Raw genomic sequence first — 19,711 nt, forward strand, 5'->3', positions numbered from 1 at the left:
AAAGCTGCCCACTGACGTACTCGAACCTTACGGCGTAGTGGCCGAGCGGCTTTACGTGCCCGTGCAGGCCACGCTCTGGCCCGCCGCTACGCCCGAGGAGCTGCGTACTGCCTTGCTCTGGCCTTGCCAACTCTGGCACCCCCGTATCGGCTTGGTGGGGTTTGATACAACCGATGAACTGGACCTGTTAACGCTACTTGAATACGCTCCCGCACGCGTAACTGATTGGACCCGGGCTCACCCGGGGCTGACTCCCAAGCCCCGTCTGCAGCAGATCCGGGTGCTGCCCACTTCAGTTGGAGAAGTGCTGCGAACCTTGCAGGAAGACATTGGAACGGCTCCCTTAACTGAACTACCCGGCCTAGCTGAATCGACGCCCAGTTGGGGGCAGCAACAGTGGGATGCCGTCCGCTACCGCTTGTTGCATTGGAGCCTGTCGTTGCTGCGTTCGGTGCCGGGAACGGGCAACCGCCAAACTGCCAGAATTCTTGGGCTCTTAGGGACTATTGTCCTGATTGGGATTGCGGGCGTGCTGCTGTTGAGTCTGTTCCGGAGCCTAACCAGTGGCAATATTGGCACGCTAGTCGCGGTGGCAGTTGTTATCTTAATCAGGGCATTGAGCAACGTGTCGAATGGTAAGAGCGGCAGCCCGACTCGACCTAATGTTCCCGCCAGGCCCGGGATATTTCAGCGGTTGGATACGTGGCTGAATGGTAGTATCCAAGGGCTAGAGAAGAAACGCAACCGTGAAATTGAGCGGTTACTGCGCTTGTTTCAGGACAATCCAGCGGAAGCGTTGAAGTATGCCATTCCGCTCGACGGACCGTACCAGGACCGCGGTCGGGCGCCAGCGACGGCTCAACTGGGCCCCCGGGCCACGGACTTCAACCTCGGCCAACTAGGGGGTGGGCGCCCCACGGATGTCTGGGATCTGGCCGAGTATCAGGTGGACCTGCGCCGGCAGTACCTGGCCGCGGCGCGTCAGGAAGTGGCGGCGGGCCGCTACCAGAAAGCCGCCTATATCCACGCTCATTTACTTGGGGATTACCACGCGGCAGCTCAGGTGCTGGAGCAAGGACAGCTCTTCCGCGAAGCCGCCGCGTTGTACCAGGATCATCTCCGTAACCGACCCGCCGCGGCGCAGAGTCTGGAACGGGGAGGACTGCTGTTGGAAGCAGCGGAATTGTTTGCGGATCTGGGACAGCATGAGAAGGCCGGGGACCTGCATCAGCAACTGGCGCAACCGGTAATGGCCGCTCGCCACTACGAGCGTGGCGTGGCAGTGCTACTGGCCAATGGAGACCAGCCCGCGGCCGCCCGCTTAGCAGCCAGCAAGCTCCTGGACCGCCTGCGCGCCCAAACCATATTGCTAACGGGCTGGGCTGGTGCCAAACAGCCCGAAACCTGCCTGGAGCAGTATTTCGACCTAATAGCGGACGAGCCGTCTGCCGACTTGAGTGCGGCGGTGCACACGGTTTACCAAGAGCACACGTCGCTCAGGCAGGGAGTACCCCTATTGCGGGTGCTGGCTACCGTAGTAGAAAGGCACGCTACGCCAACGCTACTCAATGCATCGCGTGAGATAGCCTATGAAGTGGTCAGCCGGGAAGCACAAGCGGGGAATGTGGCCAGCTTAGCGCTGTTGCGGTCCTTTCAGCCCACCGACCGGTTACTTGCCGCCGATTGCAGCCGCTACACCACCCGTCCGCTACGCCTTCCCGTAGCGGAAACGATACCCGTCAATCCCAGCGGTACGCACCTGGACGCCACCATTACGTGGCAAAGCGTCGTCAATCACCACCACCAGTGGGTGGCCGTCGGCATCCGTGACAACCGGGTACAGCTGGCTCGCGGGAACTGGTACGGCAACATCGAATATTACTCGTGGCTGACGCTCGTAGCGCCGCAAACCAATCTCGTCCTGCTGGCGGATGAACGCCACGGCAATCAGCTCCTGTTACGCTGCTCAACTCTGGTGGTACTAGAGCTTCAAGTCCTGCCGCGCAACAAGTATTTTTCGGATGCCCTTACGGTGGACTGTCCGTCCTGGCTGCCCGCCTGGCCCATCCGGGTGGCTCTGCTGCCGGACGGGATGGTTGCAACGGCCGAGGTGCAAGGCAGCACGCTGACTGTGCAACCCTACGCGGCATCCGGGCAGCTCTTGCCTCCCCTGATGCAGTACCTGTCTAGTGACTCCTCTACTTTTGTTGGTATGGAACGCGGGTGGCCCTCTGAGTTACTCTATCGCGACGGCGTGTATTATTCCTATTGGGGAGAGTGGCTAGTTTGGTGGAACGAGCAAGGAAAGGTTGGCACGCATGAGTTAGCGGGCGTAGTCTATCAACTAGTGTGTTCTCCTTACACGCAGGAACTACAGCTGGTGGTGGGACTGGAAGGAGGCATGCAACTGTGGGCACCCACCTCCTTACCAGACGCTAAACCTGACCTCCTTTGCCAGAGCAGCACCCCGGAAGTAGATATGCGTTTTGTTGGACTCGAGCATGTGGTCGGTATCCAGGAAAGCGAAGCACAAGTGCTTCAACTCACGTCGGATGGGCTCCTTGTGACGCAGTCTATCATCGGGGACAAGCCTTTCATCGCTGTCTTGTCTACGGCCGATCGCAAACACTTTGCCTTAGTGGATGTAAGCGGCCGCATCCAGTTATACCCCCTAAATCAACAGGAAGACGAATGACTCCGCTAGCAATTCTAATGCGTAGCATTTTAAGAGCACCCTTTGTAAAATGCCAATTGGACGGAAAGACTTTTAAGCTCCCCTAATCAGGCTTCAGAAAGTCTCGTCCGCTTAACTAGATTTACTTCGCTACATCTTCGGTAATGTCTTCGACTAGGTGCCGCTTCCAGAGCTGAGCCGCGTGGTGGCGAAAGGCGACCGGCGCCACTAGCAGGGCCGCATCGAAGGTGTAAGTTCCACCTTCGCCATAGGGCTTGCCGTTGATGAGCACGCGGCTGGTGCCACGCACGGCATATTTGCGCTGGCCCTCATACATTATGATTTTCTGTATGCTCGGGCTTACGTCACCGCGGCACACGGTGCGGTAGACCAGCCACACTTCGGCCGTACCGTCTTGGTCGAGGTCGGTCACCGTGAGGCCTTGAGGACGAAACCGGGCCTGCAAATCGACGGGACAGTCGGTCACAAAATCGTGGAGTTGCCAGGTGGGGATGGTCCCCGTAGCCGGATATTGGTAAGCATAGAGGTCGGCGCGTTGGGCCTCGTCTACCACCGCACTGGTCGCGCGTACAGCACCGGTTTGGGTCGCCAGGACCGTGTAGGTGCCGGTGCGGTCGGTGTAGCGCAGGGCCTGCACCAAGCGGCCGGTGTGCAGGAGTGTAGTCGGCACGGCGGTTGGCTGCAGTGGGCTGACGCGCAGTTGCGCGTGAGCCGTTAGCGTGGCGAACAGGAAGCTGCCGGTCAGAAAGTAGTGGTTCATCACGAAGGGGGAGAGAAAGCAGAAGACTACGGCGGGGCTTCTCGTTGTCACAGCCTAGGCTGGCCAAGGGGGACGGAGTCAGCTGTCGGATAAAACGTGAAGCATAGGTCCTTGCCATCAGTAACGCTAACCTTCAAGAAAGGAGTTTGTGTTTGCCCTTACAATACTTCCAAGTACGGATAAGTGCTACTAATATCTCTTACGAATTCATTGCTATTACTTTCCATTTTTTAAGGTGGCGCTTATAACTAACATTACGTAAAGCAACTTTTCCGTGGAAATAGCTCAGCTGTTTGTAAGCTTGTGCTAGTAGCAAGATTCAATCTGCGCTCCTTGATGGCTATACGAGAAATAGCATTACTAACTCACTCTAAGACCCAACGGCTCCCATTCAATGCGTCTACAGCTGCCCTGACAAATCTCTACACGAGTTATTTGCCGGCTTTTGCTACGCAGGGGATCGTCAAACTCGTCGTTGACATCGTTGATCAGCCAGGCATTACTACAGCGGCTGACCACAGTGAGGTGGAGAAAGAGTTGCTCCTGCTCAATGTGCTGCAGGTGAAACGTCCCCTGGATCTCACGGTTTATCTTGCCTTATCGAATGACGAGAAGAGCCGCTTACAACTCGAGTTGATCCATACCGCTTGCCTGGTGCTTGGTAGCAAGCGGGAGTGGCCCCAAGCGCCGTTCGAAGAAGCGTATGCGCATTGTTTGCAGGCCAGTTTAACGAATACGTGGGTGATGAAAATTGGGCGCAAGCGCTTTTTTCGCTCCCCGGATGGCCGCTTTACAGCCTGTGCCGTGTGCCAGTGGACCCTCAACCAGTTTATGGTGGACATCGTGCTCATGTCAACGAAGGGGAATGACTACCAGTGTCAGCGGATCGTGGAGAATGAACCGTTCCAGGAGCATGGGTTTAGCGAAGCCCATTGGCTCGATGGGCAAACGTTCCAAGTAACAGCAGCGCGGCCAACTCGACACTGGCAAGCGCATCTAAGAGGCGGAACCTCAACAGCGCTTCACTAACGGTTTGTCCGATACGTAAACGTTACGTTAATTAGTCATTATTCATATATTATCTCGCCGCGAGAAAAGGTGGACATGATCTTGGTACGGGCTTTTCTCGCTGATCTAGGGCAAGCCATCACCACCCATTGTATGAAACTAACTGCACTCTGGCTGGTCTTTTCGTTTCTACTCTCTTGCCAAACTCGAAAAGAAGAACCAACAGATATCTGCGATTGGGGTCGGAATAGCCTCTACCTGTCGGCTTTTCTTTACTCTGGCGAGCACTTACTCGTGCTGCGCGGTAAACAGGTGCTCATTGACACCGTCGCCAGTGCGTCTACCCAGCTGACCCATATTCAACGCGAAGTGCCACGAGCCAAGTCTGGTATTCGAGTCGTCCTCCTCCTAGAGGAGGCAGTCGTATTGGAGCAGCAAATTCCGATGTCAGATCAGATCGCGGCTCTTGGCATTACGCCTCCCCTTGAGAATGCAAAACGAACTGAAGAGACGGACATTTTACTGCCTCCGGTGAAAGGAAAAAGCCGCTTGTTTCGAATAGCGTACTACTTATTCGGTGAGAAAGGCCAGCAGTGAGTAGCTTGCTTGCGTTTACCTCATCCAAAAAAGGCTCGTTTTACGCACACTTTCAGCACCTAGCTCAGCGGCCCCAAAAACGCAGTTTTCTTAGGCTATTTCTCTACCCTTCTATTGGACAGCCGAACGAGGTTGTAAAAGAGCCCTGCTTCTGCTATTCTTGGCCTAAAGCCGGCTAGCTGGTTTGGGTTTTAGCCGCCCTCCATTTCTTATACACGTACTGCTTTCTTGTTTAGCTCTGATGGTGCGTCGGTTACTTCGCTCTCGGTTCTGGTGGTTTCTGCTTTATCCCATCAGTTTTTATGGGACGCGTACGCCCTACGCCTCACGGATGGGTACGTACACGGGCCGCGATACGTGGGGCTTTCCAGCATCAGGGAACCCGAATGGCGGGTACCGTGCTATCTGCGGGCTGGCGGTGAGTGACACCCAATATCAGTTTTGGCAGGGCGTGGCCAGTGGTTGTCTGCTGATCAGTGTTGTGCTGCTCTCTACAGCGCTACGTCGACCAAGACAAGCAACAACTCCTTCCTAGTACTACCCCGAAGAAAGCATGTGCTCTGTCTTTCTGTAGTGTAGTTGACGTACCCCGTAGTTCCTGGACAACTAGGCAAGTGATAACAAGATGACAAAATTACTTCAAGTAGGTTGGCACGTGAGTTGGCGCCTAGTGGTTTCGTTCCTTGGTCTGTCCGGCAGTACCTTCCTAGGCAGATTCGTACACTACCACTTCCGAGGGGAGTACCGCACGCCGATTGCTTGGGTAATTTCTCAGCAATTATGCTTTTATACCTTCTGCTTGTTGGCCAGCGCCTTCGCTATTGGCAGCCGAATGATACGGCCGGCACAACGGACTACCCTGGTCACTGGAATCTGCGTGCTCTATCTCGGGGCCAGCCTGTTTTGGTGCGGAGCCTTCGCGGGCGCACTGGATCGCCCCTATCGCTTCCTGTTGCTTAGTACGTGTGGTCTGCTTGGATTGCTTGCGCCGTGGTCAATCGAGCAACTCAGGAGCAGGTGGACTCGGTCCAACAGCATTAGGTTCACTCCTTAACCGAAAGCTACTAGCGATGGATTTTCTATTGCAACACGCGGCTGAGCCGGAGAAAATACAGTTCGCCTTAACGAGTTTTTATCACCAAGAGGGGCTTGTTAGGGAGCTATGGATAGAAGAAGAGCACTATCACCTAGTTGCTTATGCAGGCGATGTTTCCTGGCTTCTGTCCGTGTATGAAGATGCAGCAGATGAACTAGCACTAGCGCGTTTTTTGGCTCATACCCTACAAACCAAGGTGATTATTAGCGATAGATCCATTAACCCATACACTTGGGTGCTGCTTGATGAAGCAGGAAGGGAGCAGCCCATTTGGCAAGATTCCCTGGCTGAGCAGGAGAGATCTTTTCTCGTCGATCACCGGCACAAGTATCTACTAACTCAGTAAGAGGAACATAAGCAAGTCTGTCGCCTTGTACAATAGACCCTGAACGCTTAAGAAGCAGCGCTCTTAGAATGACAGGCGCTCGAAAAAGAGTGCTATGTCGAACGGTTGCAGCATCCCCGTCAATGCTCCTGAAACGCAGTATTTCGGCGGCATTTTTACCTAGGTAATTCGAACACCTCTAGCGGGTAGGGAGTCTGTTGGCAGGGTTCGCTAGTTTCCTTTCAAAAGAAGCCAGCGCACCCCTCATAGACGCTTTACCGTGAAGAGGAGCTGTCTATTTTTATTGGAAGCGTTCTGCGTTTGCGTTGGATAGGGCGTCACCTCGTGCGCGATCAGTCGGTAGCGGCGATTGTTGGCTTGAATGGTGGCCGAATCGTTCTGGGTGGGCGTGGTCAACCCCACTAAATACAGCCGAACGGCTTGCCGGGTGCCATTTTGTTCTTGCACTTTCAGAACTGTGGCCGCGACGCCAGGACTGAAGCACCGTAGATCCCGCGGGCAGCGCTCGTCTATTAGGCTATCTAGCGTGATGGTCAGTTCTGCTTGTTCTTTGGTGGGGAGCATCACCGGCTGTTGATGGCGTAAGCTTATCGGCTGGTTGAACCCGGATGCAAGAAGCGGGGCCGCGTTTTCTTCTTTCGTGCAGCCACTCAGTAGCAGCAGACCAGTAAGGAGGCAAAGACAGGTTTTCATTAGGATAAAATGGCAAGTAGTATCGGAGAGCAGCCTCTAAGCGACCATCTTCTGTGGGCAGTACTGCCGCGTAGGATTAATATAGTTTATACTTTGTCTATCTGTTAGCTGCTGGCCGATTGTAGGATAGAGCCCTTGCGTTAGAAGCGGCCGGATGGCGGAGATGTTCTACTAAAGCAGCACAGTAACTATTTATTTCGGTGTTACTTGACGTCCTGTTGAACATAACGTTTCCTTACATAGCCATCATACTTGACAGCCTTCTCTTGATCATCTAGCTATTAGGTATTGATAAGCTCGCCTTGCGAAGCCTAACGCATCAACTCAGCTTAGTTGAGTACGAGAGAAAGTGCCCTACTTACTCTATGTCTTCGGTTTTATCTTTATAAAATATAACCTTGCCTTTGGGCTCACCGGCTATTATTTTAATATAGAACGAGTCCCCTTTCGCGATGTCTGTTCGATAGGTTACATTATTGGCCACATAGTTTACTCCTTGGTGAGAAAAGGAATAGGTTAAGCGCACGCCGCCTTTGGCCCCCTCTCGTTCTAAGACGTACGCTCTCTCATAAATCCCGTTCGTTCGAATCTCAGTCATCTTCATACCCCTATTAAGTAGGACCACTCCTAGTAATAGGACAGCCAGCAGGACGCCCACTTTTCTGCTTTTTCCTTCCATCTCTCCTCGTATTTGGCAGGGTAAGAATCGAGCGAGATTGCGGTTGCACTTGAGCAATCCCTACGCCACCGGTTATTTAGGCAAGCTAGCCATGACAAGTAGAGAATGAAAACTGAGTTGCTAATGTCTAGTGGCTGTTGCTTTAAAGCTTTGTACTTCCGCTTCAGTGTATGAATACTACTTCCCTTGCCGGGCTACTTGCAGGCATTAAGCAGCGGCCAGGAATGTATCTAAGCAAATCCTACATATCATGTTTGCAGTCTTTTTTAAATGGCTGGTATTATATGGCCTTTTATAACTCCATAGTAATACAAGATGATTGTATGGGAGAGTTTCAAAAGTGGATAGCGGCGAAGTATCAGGTTACTACTACTCATTCCTGGGCTAGTATTATCTTATTTTACTCTCATGACGAATGCGACGCCCTCAATAGATTCTTTGAACTATTTGAAGAATTTAAACTAGAGTATAAACTCTAATTCTGCGAGTCCGATACGCAACTTTATGTTTACCAAGGTAAGCAGCCAACGAAGGTTAGAAATAGAACTGTAGCGGTTGCAGAAGCTTGTGTTCCGTGTCTGGAACGAGCGAGAGGTGCGCTTTCACAACGCGAAAGGCTGTTTTGAGCGCATTTCCACCTAGCCTCTTTCGGTCAACTTACGGGCAGAGCCCTCCTGGAGGCGTTCGGCAACCGCCACGGGGGATGTTGAGCCTAGAAAATACCATCATGCTTTGGGACTATACCTCTTAGCCCAACGGCCCATGTGCTTTAAGCCGGGGCCGCGGGACTTGGACGTTGAGTGGCGGGCACGGGCGCCGTATGGAAATGCGTTCGCTTCTGCATCTTTCCCTTTGCGCAGCAAGCGCGTTAGGTTCCCGTCTATGATCAAGCTCCTGTTCCTGCTGTTTCTGCTGGCTTATCCCTCGCCTCCCGAGGGACCCGTCATGCCTGTCGTGTATGAATTTCAGCAAGTGCAGCGGCTGGTGGTGACGCCCGAGCCGCCCGGCGGCCTGGTGCCGTTCCGGCGCACCACCGGCACCGGTACCACTTGGGGCTACGCCGATACCACGGGCCGCCTGGTGGTGCAAACCGCCCTGGCGCAGGAGCCGCCACTGCTGGTGGGCGGCTACGCCAAGATGGAGGTAAAGCCGGCCGGCTACTGGGTGCTCAATGCCCGCGGCGAGTACCTGCGCGTGGGTCCCGACGAGGTGGTGGTGCCCGCGAAGCAGGGCGGCCTGATGGTGCGCGCCAAAGCCGACAACACGGGGCAGGTGTACGTGTCGGGCTTCCCGCAGGAGTTCTGGAAAGACGACACCACGCCGCGCCGGTATTGCACTGACGAAGACTACGCCGACCCCACCGGCCGCCGCTACCGGCGCGAGCCGCTGCAACTGGGGTGGCAGGCGCCGGCCCAGTATCCGAAAGCGTTGCCCCTAGGGGACGGCCTGTTTAGCGTTAAGCAATCCGATAACGGTGCATCCGCTGAGTTGTGGCAGCCTGGGAAGTATGCGCTGCTGAACGGCGCCGGTCAGCGGCTGACCGCGTTTCGCTACGACTGGCTGGAGCACTTCCGCAATGGCCGGGCCCTGCTGCAGCGCGATGGCCGCATCGGCTACCTCGACCGGCAAGGCCGCGAAGCCATCGGGCCCCGCTACGCCGACGTCTACGGGGAGAAGTTCGCCGGCGACCTGGCTGCCACCGCCGAGCGGGAATTTAGCTGGGGCGTGGTGCAGGTGCTCGACGACAGCTTGCGCCGCGGCGTGATCGATACCACCGGCCGGGTGGTGGTGCCCTTCCGGCGCTGGTTGGCCCTGTCCGAGCCCGATGGGGCCGGCTTCATGCGAGCCCAGGGGCGCACGGCTGCCGGCGACACGCTCACGCAGTTTTTCCGCCCCGATGGCCGCCCGGCCTTTCGCGCCACCTTCACGGCCGCGACCGATTTCTGGCAGGGGCGGGCTGTGGTGCGCCGGGGCCGCTTTTACGGGCTCATCAACCGGCGCGGCCAGTTGGTGGTGCCCTGCCGGTACGAGGCGCTGTATTTTCCCGAACCTCGGACCAATTTGTTTGACGCGGAGCCCGAGCCCATTGCCGTGCAGAACAGCCTATGCGAATTCGTCTCCTCTTACAGCTCGTTCGAGCGGCCGGAACTGGTGGATACGTTGTACATGCAATTCTGGCACCAGGGTAAAAGTGGCTTCGTGGAGCGCCGCCGCGGCCGCCAGATCGTGCCGCCGCGCTACCACGTGGTGGAAGGGTTTCGCAACGGCTTTGCCTGGGTCCGGCGCGACACCCAGGACTACCTGCTCGACCGGCGCGGCCGTGAAATCACGGCCGCCCACCCGGATTCGTATTTCTGGGACTGGCAGCGGAGCAACGGGCGGCAGACGCACTTTCTGCTCACCACGGAAAGTCGCCAGGGATTCTCTGACACTTGGATGCTGACCGATACGCTGGGCCGGGTGCTGATTCCGCCCCAGTCGCGCGGCCTGTTTCCGCGCGAGGTGACGGGCGGGGGCCTAGTGATCGTATACACCGACGCGGAATGGGGCCTGATGGGCGCTGGCGGCCAATGGGTGCTGCCCCTGGGCCAAGCCCAGCACATCGCGCAATACGATTCATTGGTGGTGGCAGTGCTACAGCCCAGTCCGGTTGGTTCGGCCGTTACGATGCGGCTCTATAGCCCGCGCGGCCAGTTGCTGCGCGAGCTGCCTCACGTCACCAGCCAGTACTATTACCCTGAGCTGAAACGCCTGTTCGTCCGGCAGCAGAACGCCGCCGGTCAGGGGTCGGCGCAGCTGCTGGACCAAGCCGGCCTTACCCGCCTGACCCTGCCCTATGACGTTTTCCCGGAGCAACTTCCACCGCTCGCCCCCCGCCCGCAGCGCCGCCCGCTGCTGCACCTTCCGCCCGAGCACGGCCCCGATGGGTACACACCGCTACCTAACGGGCAGCCGGGCGGATACATCAGCCTTAACGGCCGCCAGTTCTGGGTAGACGAGTCTCAGTAGCCCCCCGTCCACTGGCCGCTATCCTACCCGCCACTCCACGCGTTGGGGGATGGAACGTCGCATGGCTTGGGCGGGTAACAACTACCGTAGAGGAGGATAATTGACCAAAAGTACATCCCGGATCAGTTTCCTAGCGACTTAGCTCGTCCCAAAAGGCTTCATAATGGGCATTTTCAACTATCCAAAAAAGGGGATAAAAAACATTCCTGAAAACCGCGTTTTTGGGGCCACTGAGCTAGCTGCCGAAAGTGCACGTAAATCGAGCCTTTTCTGGATGGCCTAGCATCTTATGCTTGTCTTTCGATTAGAGTCGACGACGGCTTGTATCTTGGGAAGCGGTCCCTATTCCCTCTTTACATGATACCATCTGCCAGAACGATAGCTGCCCAGCAAGAGCCGATTGTGTGGCGTGGTGATTTGCAAGACGACTGTCTCGCCCATTGGGCAGGCCTGCTCCTACGAGCCGAATGGATGGACGACGACTATTGGTGGTGGGCAGTGTATGATATGCAGGACGCAGATGAGCCGCAGATCGATAGTTCCAACAACTACGATACTCGATGGACCAGTGGGGAGCAGGCACGCACCGAAGCTGAGGTAGTTGCCAAGCGTTATTTGCTAGTACCGGAAGGATAAGGTTAACATAAAAAAGACGTATCGGACACTTTGAAGTCGGCTGGTAGCATTTCATCGGCTCCGGTTTGACACCTGATAGGGCATGATAACGGGCCCTTGTCGAAACATACTAGCTGCTTAAGCCTCCGTTTATTGATACCGCTGGCCAGAATTTTAAACATGAGAAGCGCTCTAATCACTCTTACTATCACGTTGCTAGCCTTCTGTTTTCATTCCTGTGGCCCGCAAAAAAGTGAAGTGCATGAGGCCGCTTATAGTGGCGACCTTGATAAGGTAAAAGAGTATGTGGAATCGGGAGGCCCACTGGACACCCTCGACCTATGGAACCGCACCCTTATCGGTAATGCCTTGGCAGGGGGACAGGTAGAGGTAATAAAATACCTCCTGTCCAAAGGCATCGATGAAAAAGGACGGGATGATGGCCGTGCCTTCATTCACCGAGCCGTTACTAGTAAGAAGGTGGAAGCCGTACGATTCTTGGTGGAGCGAGGGGCCGACGTAAATAGTAGAACCCTGGGTGACCCCGTGCTGGGCGACAGCGGAGAAACCCCCTTGCTCCTGGCGGCACACGAACTAGACTACCCCATGGCTACCTACCTACTGAGCAAGGGGGCACAGGTGAATGCGCAGGATGGGTCCGGTGATACGCCCTTGATAACGGCTATTTTTCTCTCGTCTAGCACGGAGGCTACTTCGGCAAAAATCCTTCAGTTTGTGCAGTTACTGGTCGAGCATGGGGCCGATATAAATCAGGCTGATAACAAGGGCTCCACCCCACTGGCACTCGCTGCGCTAACTGAACACCAAGAAGTGGTTGACTACTTGGTGCAGAGGGGAGCTGACATTAACAAGAGGGGAGAAAATGGCGAAACTGCCTTTTCGTATGCCGCTGGGAAAGCCAATAAATCCCTTTGTGAATACTTTATACGCTTAGGAGCGCGCCCCAATGACCGTCTCGATGATGGCAGCACGGTGTTGATGCAGGCGCTTCGAAGCGATGATATTGCGTTTTTGCGCTGGCTCATTCCTACCTACAAGTACAACATCCAAGACAGGGACACCAGTGGTCAGACCCTGCTGATGTATGCGGTAAATGAAAGCTTGGCAACCACTCAGTTCGTGGCAAACGAATTGAAACTGGATGTCAATGCCTGTGACGCTTCTGGCGTAACGCCCCTTATCATCGCGGCCAAGAATCTGGAGCTTGATAAAATCAAGTTTTTAGTAGAGAAGGGGAGCCGGGTGAATGCTCAAGACAAGGAGGGTCTTACGCCCATAATGTATATCGCGCAGGCAGCGCAGGTCAACGATTCAACTCCCCCGAATGATGAGGCTTGTCATGATGCTATCAAGTACTTGATGGCGCATGGTGGACGCACCGATACAAAAGATAAATCCGGGCGGTCAGCAATTGATTATGTAAAAGACAAGCCATTCCCTGACCTGATAGCTCTTCTGAAATAGGAGCGAAATAAATTGATTTTTTCCACTCTGAGGGTTTCTATAAAGTCTCGCCTTGATCTGGGAAAAGTTGATTAACGTAATGCTAGTTATAAGCGCAGTCTTGGAAAAGTGGTGATTTCACTCCTACAGCTATTCCTGTCAGAATATGGTATTTTGGCAAGTGGGATAACACGTTCTCTATCCGAATATTTTCCTGTATGAAACTGTCCGCGATGCTCGCCTTTCTTCTGTTCATGTTAGGTGGCTTACAGTGCACATATGGGCAAGCAACGGCTGATAAGGTCTTTTCAGAACCAGACGAAATCCGATTTGCTAACCCACAGGAAGTGACTAAAGCAGCAAAAAACGTATTCTCCGCATCGGAGCAGTTAGCGCTTTGTCAAAGAGGACAGGGGTTTATCATGTTCGAATGCCGGATAGATACTGCTGGACGAATTGAGGCTATTACTAACACAAAGCTCTATCAGGCTGCGCAATCCCTTCCCACTTCTTTGCTTAACAAAATGAAGGAAAGCGTGCATCAGAATGTGGTCTTTTACGTGCCCAAGGCTTACAAGACACCAAAAATGAGTCCTCTTAGACAGGCCTCATTTACCATCCCTCTGCGATCATATTGTAAGTGAATCTAGCACAGTATGTCACGTGAGTTAATCAAGGCTCTCTAAACAAGGGTAGGCCTTGAGGAATAGGTAATAGAACTCCGTAACGTTTTCCAAACGGTAGTGGCTGTTGCAGAACCCAGCGTGCGCCCGCTCCCTGCATCAAAACAGGTTCAAACAATGCTTAAACAGGCCTACGGTAGCTACCATTAGCTGCCGTAGGCCTGTTTTGCACTAGTTATAGGGTTCTGCAACAGCCAAGGTCAATCACTAAATGTCCAAGCCTATGCTAGGCAACTGAAAAACTACACCGTACGCACGCGCTGCTGCCATTCATCAAAAAGTTTGAAAAAATTGTCAAGGGCATCGCATTCGTCACCGGAGTAAAATAGAATGATATCAGCCCAAGAGTGGCTGCTGGTGATACGATACTTGTCTGTTATCCAATCCTGAAATTCCTGCATGCAGCTGCCATCGATCTCGATGTTGTGTTGGTACGCCATTATGGCCCACCCGTCTAGATACGCTTTGAGGCACGAGATGTAACGCCGAGTCAAATACATAGCCGGCCGTCGCTTAATCGCAGCAAGCAGCTCTAACACTGTGGATGGCAGGTTATTGGCGATCGCAATTTCTTTGTCCATGGATAAAATATAGTGCTTTTTACTAAGCAGACGGGCTATTGCTGTTCAAGAAAACGGTGGAATTAGCTTAGTGAATATCTCCCCTCCGAACGCTGTCACATTAGTTGAACGGTGGACTGTAAAGTGTTATGGCTACTTCCGTTCCAAAGCATAGTCCTTGCGGGCCGCTTCAGAAAAGACAATCGGAACGGTGAAGGGAAGCGCGTAGGATTTGCCCTCCCGATAGGCTGGTTTCCAGCGCGGCATCTGCTGTAAGACCCGTAAGACTTCCTGATCATGAGACGCATCCAGGCTTTTGAGCAGACGTACGTCCTGAATGGCGCCCAGCGAGTCGACAGTAAAGCAGGCAAAGACCCGGCCTTCGCGGCGGGAGAGCCGGGACCATTTCACTTGCTGCCAGACCCAGGGCTGTAGCTGTTCTATTCCCCCTGGAAAGGAGGCCGACTCATTCCAGGTGCCAGTGCGATCTAAACTGTCCGCTTGCTGCTGGGCTTGTTGCGCGAAGTGAGGACCGTATTTGTGCTCGAGCAGCTGCCACATAACCGAGTCGTAGCAGGCAAAGTAGCTGGCCGGGGCCATCTCGCCCACAAAGCGCCACTGAATATGATAGGAACGGGCCAGCACATCGAGATACGTGTTGGGCAAGGGCTGGAACTCGAGCGAATGCAGTTCGTAGCGCCCGTGCGCGAAATCCTGCCGTGCCTGGTTGTGCGCTTGGGTACAGGCAGTGAGCGGCGCACGGGGTTGTTGCGCATCACCAGTGGCGATAGACTCCGGATCGGAACACCCAACAAGGGGAGCACAGAGGCTGAGTAGCAGCAAACAGCAAGAACGCATCGGCAGGCCTTACAAGTCGTTTTCTCGGCCCGTAGCAGCCGCGCTGGATAAGATACCGGTATTTTTACTTCGAGCCGAGAAGCCCCCGTGCAAACTAATAGCCCTAGCGAACACCGCTTGGCTCCGTTGCGCGTTGGGCCAAGCGCTGAACTTGTTTGTGGGTGAAGCGGCAGCCACGACGGGTGCGAAAGCCCAACTCCTCCAGCTCCTGGGCAATCTGGTTATAGCCCAACCCCTGTGCCCGGCGCGCCACAATCAACGCGGTGGCCTGGCGGTTGCCCTCGTGGGTCCGTGCATTCTGCTGCCGGATCGTTAGGCCCTGCGCATGAGCTGTCGGCGTCAAGTTGGCTGGGGTACCAAGTTGCTTGCCCTGCGCCTTGAGCACCTGCAAGGCCCGGCGGGTGCGCTCGCTGATCATGTCGCGCTCCTGCTCGGCCAGCGCGGCAAAGATGTGCAGGGTAAACTTGTTGGCCTGCGGCTGATCACAAGCCACGAATTCCACCCCCGACTCCATCAGCGAGGCAATGAAGGCGACATTGCGCGAGAGCCGATCCAGCTTGGCAATGACGAGCACGGCCCCCTGGCGCTGGGCCAGCTGCACGGCCGCCCGCAGCTGAGGGCGCGTGGCCTTCTTCCCGCCCTCCACTTCGACGAACTCCCCCAGAACGGCTTCTTCCTTTACGAAGCTGCGCACCAGTTGCTGCTGGGCGGCCAGCCCGAGCCCGCTCTTCCCTTGCTGGAGGGTGCTGACGCGGTAGTAAGCAACGTAGGGCATACGAGGGGGCAGTTGGGGAGAAAACAACAGCCCTAAAGGTAGTGGGGTTGGACATTTTCCAAACGACGCATCGGAAAGTGTCCAACGCATCTGCGCCCAGGTGTCGTACCGGCTTCTCAACAGCAGCGGTTTCAGGTAGCGGGAGAAATTGGCCCGCTTCTACAGGACAAGGCCTGGATTTGAGAAATCGGGCTAGCGTTGAAAAGCAAGCCGGTACCTGATAGAAGCGCGCTTGTCCAAGACCCGTCGGTTACTGGCGTACTTGCGGGTCGCGCGCCACCTCTACGCGGCCCACCTCCGCGCCTAACTGCCGAGTTGCTGCTTGTGTGCCGCGACTCTTGGAAGTGAACCCAGGGCTTCCATCTTGAGAGTTGTCTCCTATTGGTGCCATTCGTCAGGCGACGCCCCGCTCCTTTTCATAGTTACGGCGAAAGAATGACACGTCCTTCTGCTATTCGGCGTGGCTAGACCACTTCACCATCTCAGTTGCAGGCTGGCTTAGTCGGTGGGCTTTCGGGCGTACCATTTTCCGGCAACGGGCGCAAAGTCCGTGTAGAAGTACTCGTCCAAGCGGGCCGGTTCGTTGACGTACACCAAGTCGGCCTGCAGCAGGCCGCGCCTGGCAAACCCAACGAAAACATTGCCATTGCCATCGACACGGAGGCGCTGGACGCGATAGCGCAAAAACGCCGCCGTCAACTGCCTGATTTGCGGCTCGGTCATTTGGGGCACGCAGCCCGCCGGAAACGCATGCTCGATCCGGCGTATTTGGCGCGTGGTGGTCGCTACGATGATCAACGTGAGGGGTGTTTCTGCTGAGCACGCAGCAGCGACCCGGCCATCCGTCAGCACGATTACCGTATTCCCGGCGGCATCGGAACCGCGAATAAAGAGGGACACCTGCCGAAACGGGGCGAAGTTGTCGTGCGCGTGGTGTGCTAAAAACGCCTCTTGCCGATCAGCAGCTGAGGTACAACTGCTCAGGCCAGCGGCCGTGGCGAGCCAGGCAACAACAAGCGGAACGATCAGGCGTTGCGTCATACGGTGGTGCGTTTGCCGCTCTGGTTACCAGGCGCGGGGCTGCCCCCATTGTGGTTGGTTCCACGGGGTGGTTCGTTGGGCGAAATTGTGCTGTTGCGCGTACTCATACCCCGCTACAATCGAGAATTGGTCGTCCGCAGAGTCCAGTTGGGGATCGTAGCCATTGGTATCGGAGTGCAGCAAACTATTGGCTTGGGCGCCCGCAGTTAGTTCCGCTACCTTCAGCCCAAGTGTGGCGCCGGCCGCCCCGTACAGGAAGTTGCCGAAATTGAAGTAGTTATGCGCCGCCCCGGCTACATAAAACAAAAAAGGCACTAGCTCGCCCTCGCTATTGGCATTCATATTAGGCTTTACCAAGTTTTTGAGATGCCGCATAGAAAAGTCTAATTGTCCCCCTGCTTGTCCTTCTTTCCAGATGTAGTCGTAACGGTTTTTGTTGTAGTGAGCCTTGTTACGAATGGCAAACACGCCGGCATCGGACAGCATCTTCGCAATTTCGGCGTAGGTCACGGGCCGCAGCCAGCGTGCCATACTGCGCTTCAGCAGCTTTACGTCATTGACCGGGTCCGCAAATCGAAACTCTTCCCATACAACACCAAACGAATCAACCAGCCGGCCTACGGCCCACTGCCGGTGCCGGAGCCCAGTACGCAGGTCTCCTTCGGTAATATTGAGGAAGCGGTAGTTGTCAGAGGAGAAGTTAACAAACTCCACGTCGAACCATCCTAGTGTACTTTGCTGCTGCCGCTCTGCTGCGCCCTGTTGCGCCCACGTAGCCAAGCCGCTGGCCGGCGGCGCCATAGCAGGCACTGCGTTGCCTGCGTGCGCCACTGCGGCCCAAGCGCTGGTCGCCGCCGATTTAGATTCAAGTAGTGCCATGAAACGCGAGGGTTAGACTATAGCCAAACATAATTGTATTTATTCTTTTACTTTGCATGCTAATCATTTTATCCATTTTATAGCGCGTTATATGGCTCGGCAAGTTACTATTCAGGTGCAGGGCGCCGGCAAACCATTGTCTCCGGGAGACGACTTTCTTCGCTTCTCGCTCACGCAACGCCTGTCTGGCCATCATACGTTTTCGCTGGCGGTTCCCTTTGACCGAATAGAAGACCCGCAAACTGCTTTCTTTTCTCAAACCCCAGAGAATCTTTTAGGCCAGCCGCTGTCGGTCAGCATCATGCCGGATACGGCGTTTCACTTCAACACCAAACAGATATTGCAGTTTAAAGGGGTGGTAACTGGCTTAAGTGCTGGCCAAGAATCCGATTATACAGCCAGTATCAATGTGCAGGGCTACAGCCCCTGCCGGTTATTGGCGGATGGCATACAAAAACGCACCTTCGTTAAGCAAACCTTGGCTGATATTTTTCGGCAGGTACTGGCGCCGTATCCCGCCAACTTGTTGCCCACCCGCATTGAGCCTGCGCACACTGCCCCTCTAGCCTACGTGGTTCAATACCAAGAATCTAATTTCACGTTTTTAAGCCGCTTAGCTGCCGAGTACGGCGAATGGTTTTACTACGATGGGGAGAAGCTCCATTTGGGGTCCCCGGCTACTGGACAAGAAATAGAGTTGGTAGCCGATGGCATATATACCAGCTTCCAGTTCAGTTTGGCACTGCAACCAGCCCGCGTTACGCTCTACGACTACAACTACCAGCAGCACCAGCACTTTACCAGTGACACCAGCGCCCAGCAGGTGCCCACCATCAGCCAGCACCGCTACAGTAAGCTGGCACTAGAGCAGTCCGAAAAGCTGTTCGCGCAACCCTCCCATACTACGGCAGAAACTTTTATCCCCAGCGCGGCGGCACTGACCGAAGAAGCCAAGTTTCTAAAAGCCAGCCGGGCGGCCAACTTGGTGATGGTGCAGGGCCACAGCGACAATCCGGCTCTGCAACTGGGCCGCATCATTCGGGTGAACGGAGAGGGCCTGGGCAGCCGCTACACAGCGGCCGAGAACTTCGGGACCTACCGCCTCACCGAACTAACGCACCATGTGGATGCCCGCGGCAACTACCGTAATTCATTTACGGCTATTCCGCATCTGCTCGATGTGCCGCCCATCTACTCCACCTATGCCCCACCCCAGGGCCAATCAGAATTGGCCGAAGTAATTGATGATAAGGACCCCGAAAAATTGGGCCGCCTGCGGGTGCGTTATTATTGGCCTGTTCAAAATAAAAAACACGCCGAAACCAACTGGATTCGCTTGCTGACGCCCTATAGCGGCGACGGCAAAGGGCACCTGATGAAGCCGGAAGTAGGCTCGCAGGTGCTAGTTGGCTATCAGGGGGGACTGGCCGAGCAGCCGTTCGTGCTGGGCAACATGTTTCACGCCAACAACAAGCAGAGCGCCAAGTACTCGCCCGATGGCAACTTGATGAAAGGCCTGCAAACCGCAGGGGGCAATAAGTTCGTGATGATGGATACGAAGGGGGATCAGAAAATCCACATTTCTAATTCCAACAACAAAGGCACCGCCATTACCGTCGGGTTTAATGGCGACGGCAGTATTCATATCCAAACCAGTGGCCCCGTCACAGTGAATGGCTCGACCATCACGCTGGAGGCGGGCGACAAAGGCGAAATTAACATGCACGCCAAGAACATCACCATTGACGCGGAAGAGGAAATTAAGGTGACTTCGGCCTCGAAGAGTATTGCGCTCAAGGCCGAAAAAGATATTACCGCCGACGCTACGGCCAAGATGACGCTCAGCGCCAAAGAGCAAAGTGTTTCCACCACGGGCAAGATGGAAATCAGCAGTGGCTCCACGGTAGATATTTCCGGTACATCCGTCAAAATCAACGGCTAGCCGTTGCGGCC

At 55.1% G+C, this 19,711-nt stretch carries 16 protein-coding genes; 9 read left to right on the forward strand and 7 right to left on the reverse strand.

Translation table 11 applies throughout. From position 1 onward, the window contains the following. A partial coding sequence (locus G536_RS32450; protein ID WP_033369450.1) for a hypothetical protein occupies window positions 1–2,695 on the forward strand: 2,695 nt, incomplete at its 5' end. Between the two features lie 121 nt (window positions 2,696–2,816). Here the strand turns inward: G536_RS32450 and G536_RS25560 are convergent. Next, window positions 2,817–3,455, reverse strand: coding sequence for a M949_RS01915 family surface polysaccharide biosynthesis protein (locus G536_RS25560; protein WP_022821637.1), 639 nt, complete (start codon window positions 3,453–3,455; stop codon window positions 2,817–2,819). 435 nt (window positions 3,456–3,890) lie between these two features. Between G536_RS25560 and G536_RS0100570 the strand changes: the two genes are divergently transcribed. The 3 genes from G536_RS0100570 (at window position 3,891) to G536_RS0100580 (ending at window position 6,502) form a co-directional block, all read left to right on the forward strand. Next, on the forward strand, window positions 3,891–4,484 hold the full coding sequence (locus G536_RS0100570) for a hypothetical protein (RefSeq protein WP_157530250.1): 594 nt from the start codon (window positions 3,891–3,893) through the stop codon (window positions 4,482–4,484). A gap of 132 nt (window positions 4,485–4,616) precedes the next feature. Then, window positions 4,617–5,060 (forward strand): hypothetical protein, encoded by a 444-nt coding sequence (locus G536_RS0100575; protein WP_157530252.1) that lies wholly within the window; start codon window positions 4,617–4,619, stop codon window positions 5,058–5,060. Between the two features lie 1,070 nt (window positions 5,061–6,130). Continuing rightward, window positions 6,131–6,502: a hypothetical protein gene (locus G536_RS0100580; protein WP_022821640.1), complete on the forward strand. Its 372-nt coding sequence runs from the start codon at window positions 6,131–6,133 to the stop codon at window positions 6,500–6,502. A 243-nt stretch (window positions 6,503–6,745) separates the two neighbouring features. Here the strand turns inward: G536_RS0100580 and G536_RS0100585 are convergent, their stop codons facing one another. Continuing rightward, window positions 6,746–7,195 carry a hypothetical protein gene (locus tag G536_RS0100585; protein WP_157530254.1) on the reverse strand — a complete coding sequence of 150 codons (450 nt, stop codon included), beginning with the start codon at window positions 7,193–7,195 and terminating at the stop codon, window positions 6,746–6,748. A 1,561-nt stretch (window positions 7,196–8,756) separates the two neighbouring features. Between G536_RS0100585 and G536_RS0100600 the strand changes: the two genes are divergently transcribed. The 4 genes from G536_RS0100600 (at window position 8,757) to G536_RS0100615 (ending at window position 13,606) form a co-directional block, all read left to right on the forward strand. Continuing rightward, on the forward strand, window positions 8,757–10,883 hold the full coding sequence (locus G536_RS0100600; protein WP_022821644.1) for a WG repeat-containing protein: 2,127 nt from the start codon (window positions 8,757–8,759) through the stop codon (window positions 10,881–10,883). 357 nt (window positions 10,884–11,240) lie between these two features. Further along, the gene (locus G536_RS0100605; protein ID WP_157530256.1) at window positions 11,241–11,519 is read left to right on the forward strand and encodes a hypothetical protein; all 279 of its coding nucleotides are present in this window, start codon (window positions 11,241–11,243) and stop codon (window positions 11,517–11,519) included. A 159-nt stretch (window positions 11,520–11,678) separates the two neighbouring features. Beyond that, window positions 11,679–12,983 (forward strand): ankyrin repeat domain-containing protein, encoded by a 1,305-nt coding sequence (locus tag G536_RS0100610; protein WP_157530258.1) that lies wholly within the window; start codon window positions 11,679–11,681, stop codon window positions 12,981–12,983. Window positions 12,984–13,180: 197 nt separating this feature from the next. Next, window positions 13,181–13,606 (forward strand): hypothetical protein, encoded by a 426-nt coding sequence (locus G536_RS0100615; RefSeq protein WP_022821647.1) that lies wholly within the window; start codon window positions 13,181–13,183, stop codon window positions 13,604–13,606. Window positions 13,607–13,887: 281 nt separating this feature from the next. On the opposite strand, the gene G536_RS25565 is transcribed toward G536_RS0100615, so the two are convergent. The 5 genes from G536_RS25565 to G536_RS0100640 form a co-directional block, all read right to left on the reverse strand. After that, window positions 13,888–14,226, reverse strand: coding sequence for a hypothetical protein (locus G536_RS25565; protein WP_022821648.1), 339 nt, complete (start codon window positions 14,224–14,226; stop codon window positions 13,888–13,890). Between the two features lie 132 nt (window positions 14,227–14,358). Continuing rightward, entirely contained in the window at window positions 14,359–15,048 is a 690-nt protein-coding gene (locus G536_RS0100625; protein WP_022821649.1) for an energy transducer TonB, read from the reverse strand. Between the two features lie 118 nt (window positions 15,049–15,166). Further along, window positions 15,167–15,865 carry a recombinase family protein gene (locus tag G536_RS0100630; protein WP_026879713.1) on the reverse strand — a complete coding sequence of 233 codons (699 nt, stop codon included), beginning with the start codon at window positions 15,863–15,865 and terminating at the stop codon, window positions 15,167–15,169. Between the two features lie 471 nt (window positions 15,866–16,336). Then, window positions 16,337–16,879: a hypothetical protein gene (locus tag G536_RS0100635; RefSeq protein ID WP_022821651.1), complete on the reverse strand. Its 543-nt coding sequence runs from the start codon at window positions 16,877–16,879 to the stop codon at window positions 16,337–16,339. A 24-nt stretch (window positions 16,880–16,903) separates the two neighbouring features. Further along, on the reverse strand, window positions 16,904–17,758 hold the full coding sequence (locus G536_RS0100640; protein WP_157530260.1) for a polymorphic toxin type 44 domain-containing protein: 855 nt from the start codon (window positions 17,756–17,758) through the stop codon (window positions 16,904–16,906). Between the two features lie 91 nt (window positions 17,759–17,849). Here G536_RS0100640 and G536_RS0100645 point away from each other — a divergent pair, with 91 nt between their 5' ends. Then, entirely contained in the window at window positions 17,850–19,700 is a 1,851-nt protein-coding gene (locus G536_RS0100645; RefSeq protein ID WP_022821653.1) for a type VI secretion system Vgr family protein, read from the forward strand. Window positions 19,701–19,711: the final 11 nt, after the last annotated feature.

The sequence above is a fragment of the Hymenobacter norwichensis DSM 15439 genome, assembly GCF_000420705.1.
Lineage (GTDB): Bacteria > Bacteroidota > Bacteroidia > Cytophagales > Hymenobacteraceae > Hymenobacter > Hymenobacter norwichensis.

Excerpts from the sequence above, each read along its gene's own strand:
- G536_RS25560 (WP_022821637.1), bottom strand. The coding sequence starts at position 3,455 with ATGAACCACTACTTTCTGACCGGCAGCTTCCTGTTCGCCACGCTAACG.
- G536_RS0100575 (WP_157530252.1), top strand. The coding sequence starts at position 4,617 with ATGAAACTAACTGCACTCTGGCTGGTCTTTTCGTTTCTACTCTCTTGC.
- G536_RS0100580 (WP_022821640.1), top strand. The coding sequence starts at position 6,131 with ATGGATTTTCTATTGCAACACGCGGCTGAGCCGGAGAAAATACAGTTC.
- G536_RS0100585 (WP_157530254.1), bottom strand. The coding sequence starts at position 7,195 with ATGAAAACCTGTCTTTGCCTCCTTACTGGTCTGCTGCTACTGAGTGGC.
- G536_RS0100600 (WP_022821644.1), top strand. The coding sequence starts at position 8,757 with ATGATCAAGCTCCTGTTCCTGCTGTTTCTGCTGGCTTATCCCTCGCCT.
- G536_RS0100605 (WP_157530256.1), top strand. The coding sequence starts at position 11,241 with ATGATACCATCTGCCAGAACGATAGCTGCCCAGCAAGAGCCGATTGTG.
- G536_RS0100610 (WP_157530258.1), top strand. The coding sequence starts at position 11,679 with ATGAGAAGCGCTCTAATCACTCTTACTATCACGTTGCTAGCCTTCTGT.
- G536_RS0100615 (WP_022821647.1), top strand. The coding sequence starts at position 13,181 with ATGAAACTGTCCGCGATGCTCGCCTTTCTTCTGTTCATGTTAGGTGGC.
- G536_RS25565 (WP_022821648.1), bottom strand. The coding sequence starts at position 14,226 with ATGGACAAAGAAATTGCGATCGCCAATAACCTGCCATCCACAGTGTTA.
- G536_RS0100635 (WP_022821651.1), bottom strand. The coding sequence starts at position 16,879 with ATGACGCAACGCCTGATCGTTCCGCTTGTTGTTGCCTGGCTCGCCACG.
- G536_RS0100640 (WP_157530260.1), bottom strand. The coding sequence starts at position 17,758 with ATGGCACTACTTGAATCTAAATCGGCGGCGACCAGCGCTTGGGCCGCA.
- G536_RS0100645 (WP_022821653.1), top strand. The coding sequence starts at position 17,850 with ATGGCTCGGCAAGTTACTATTCAGGTGCAGGGCGCCGGCAAACCATTG.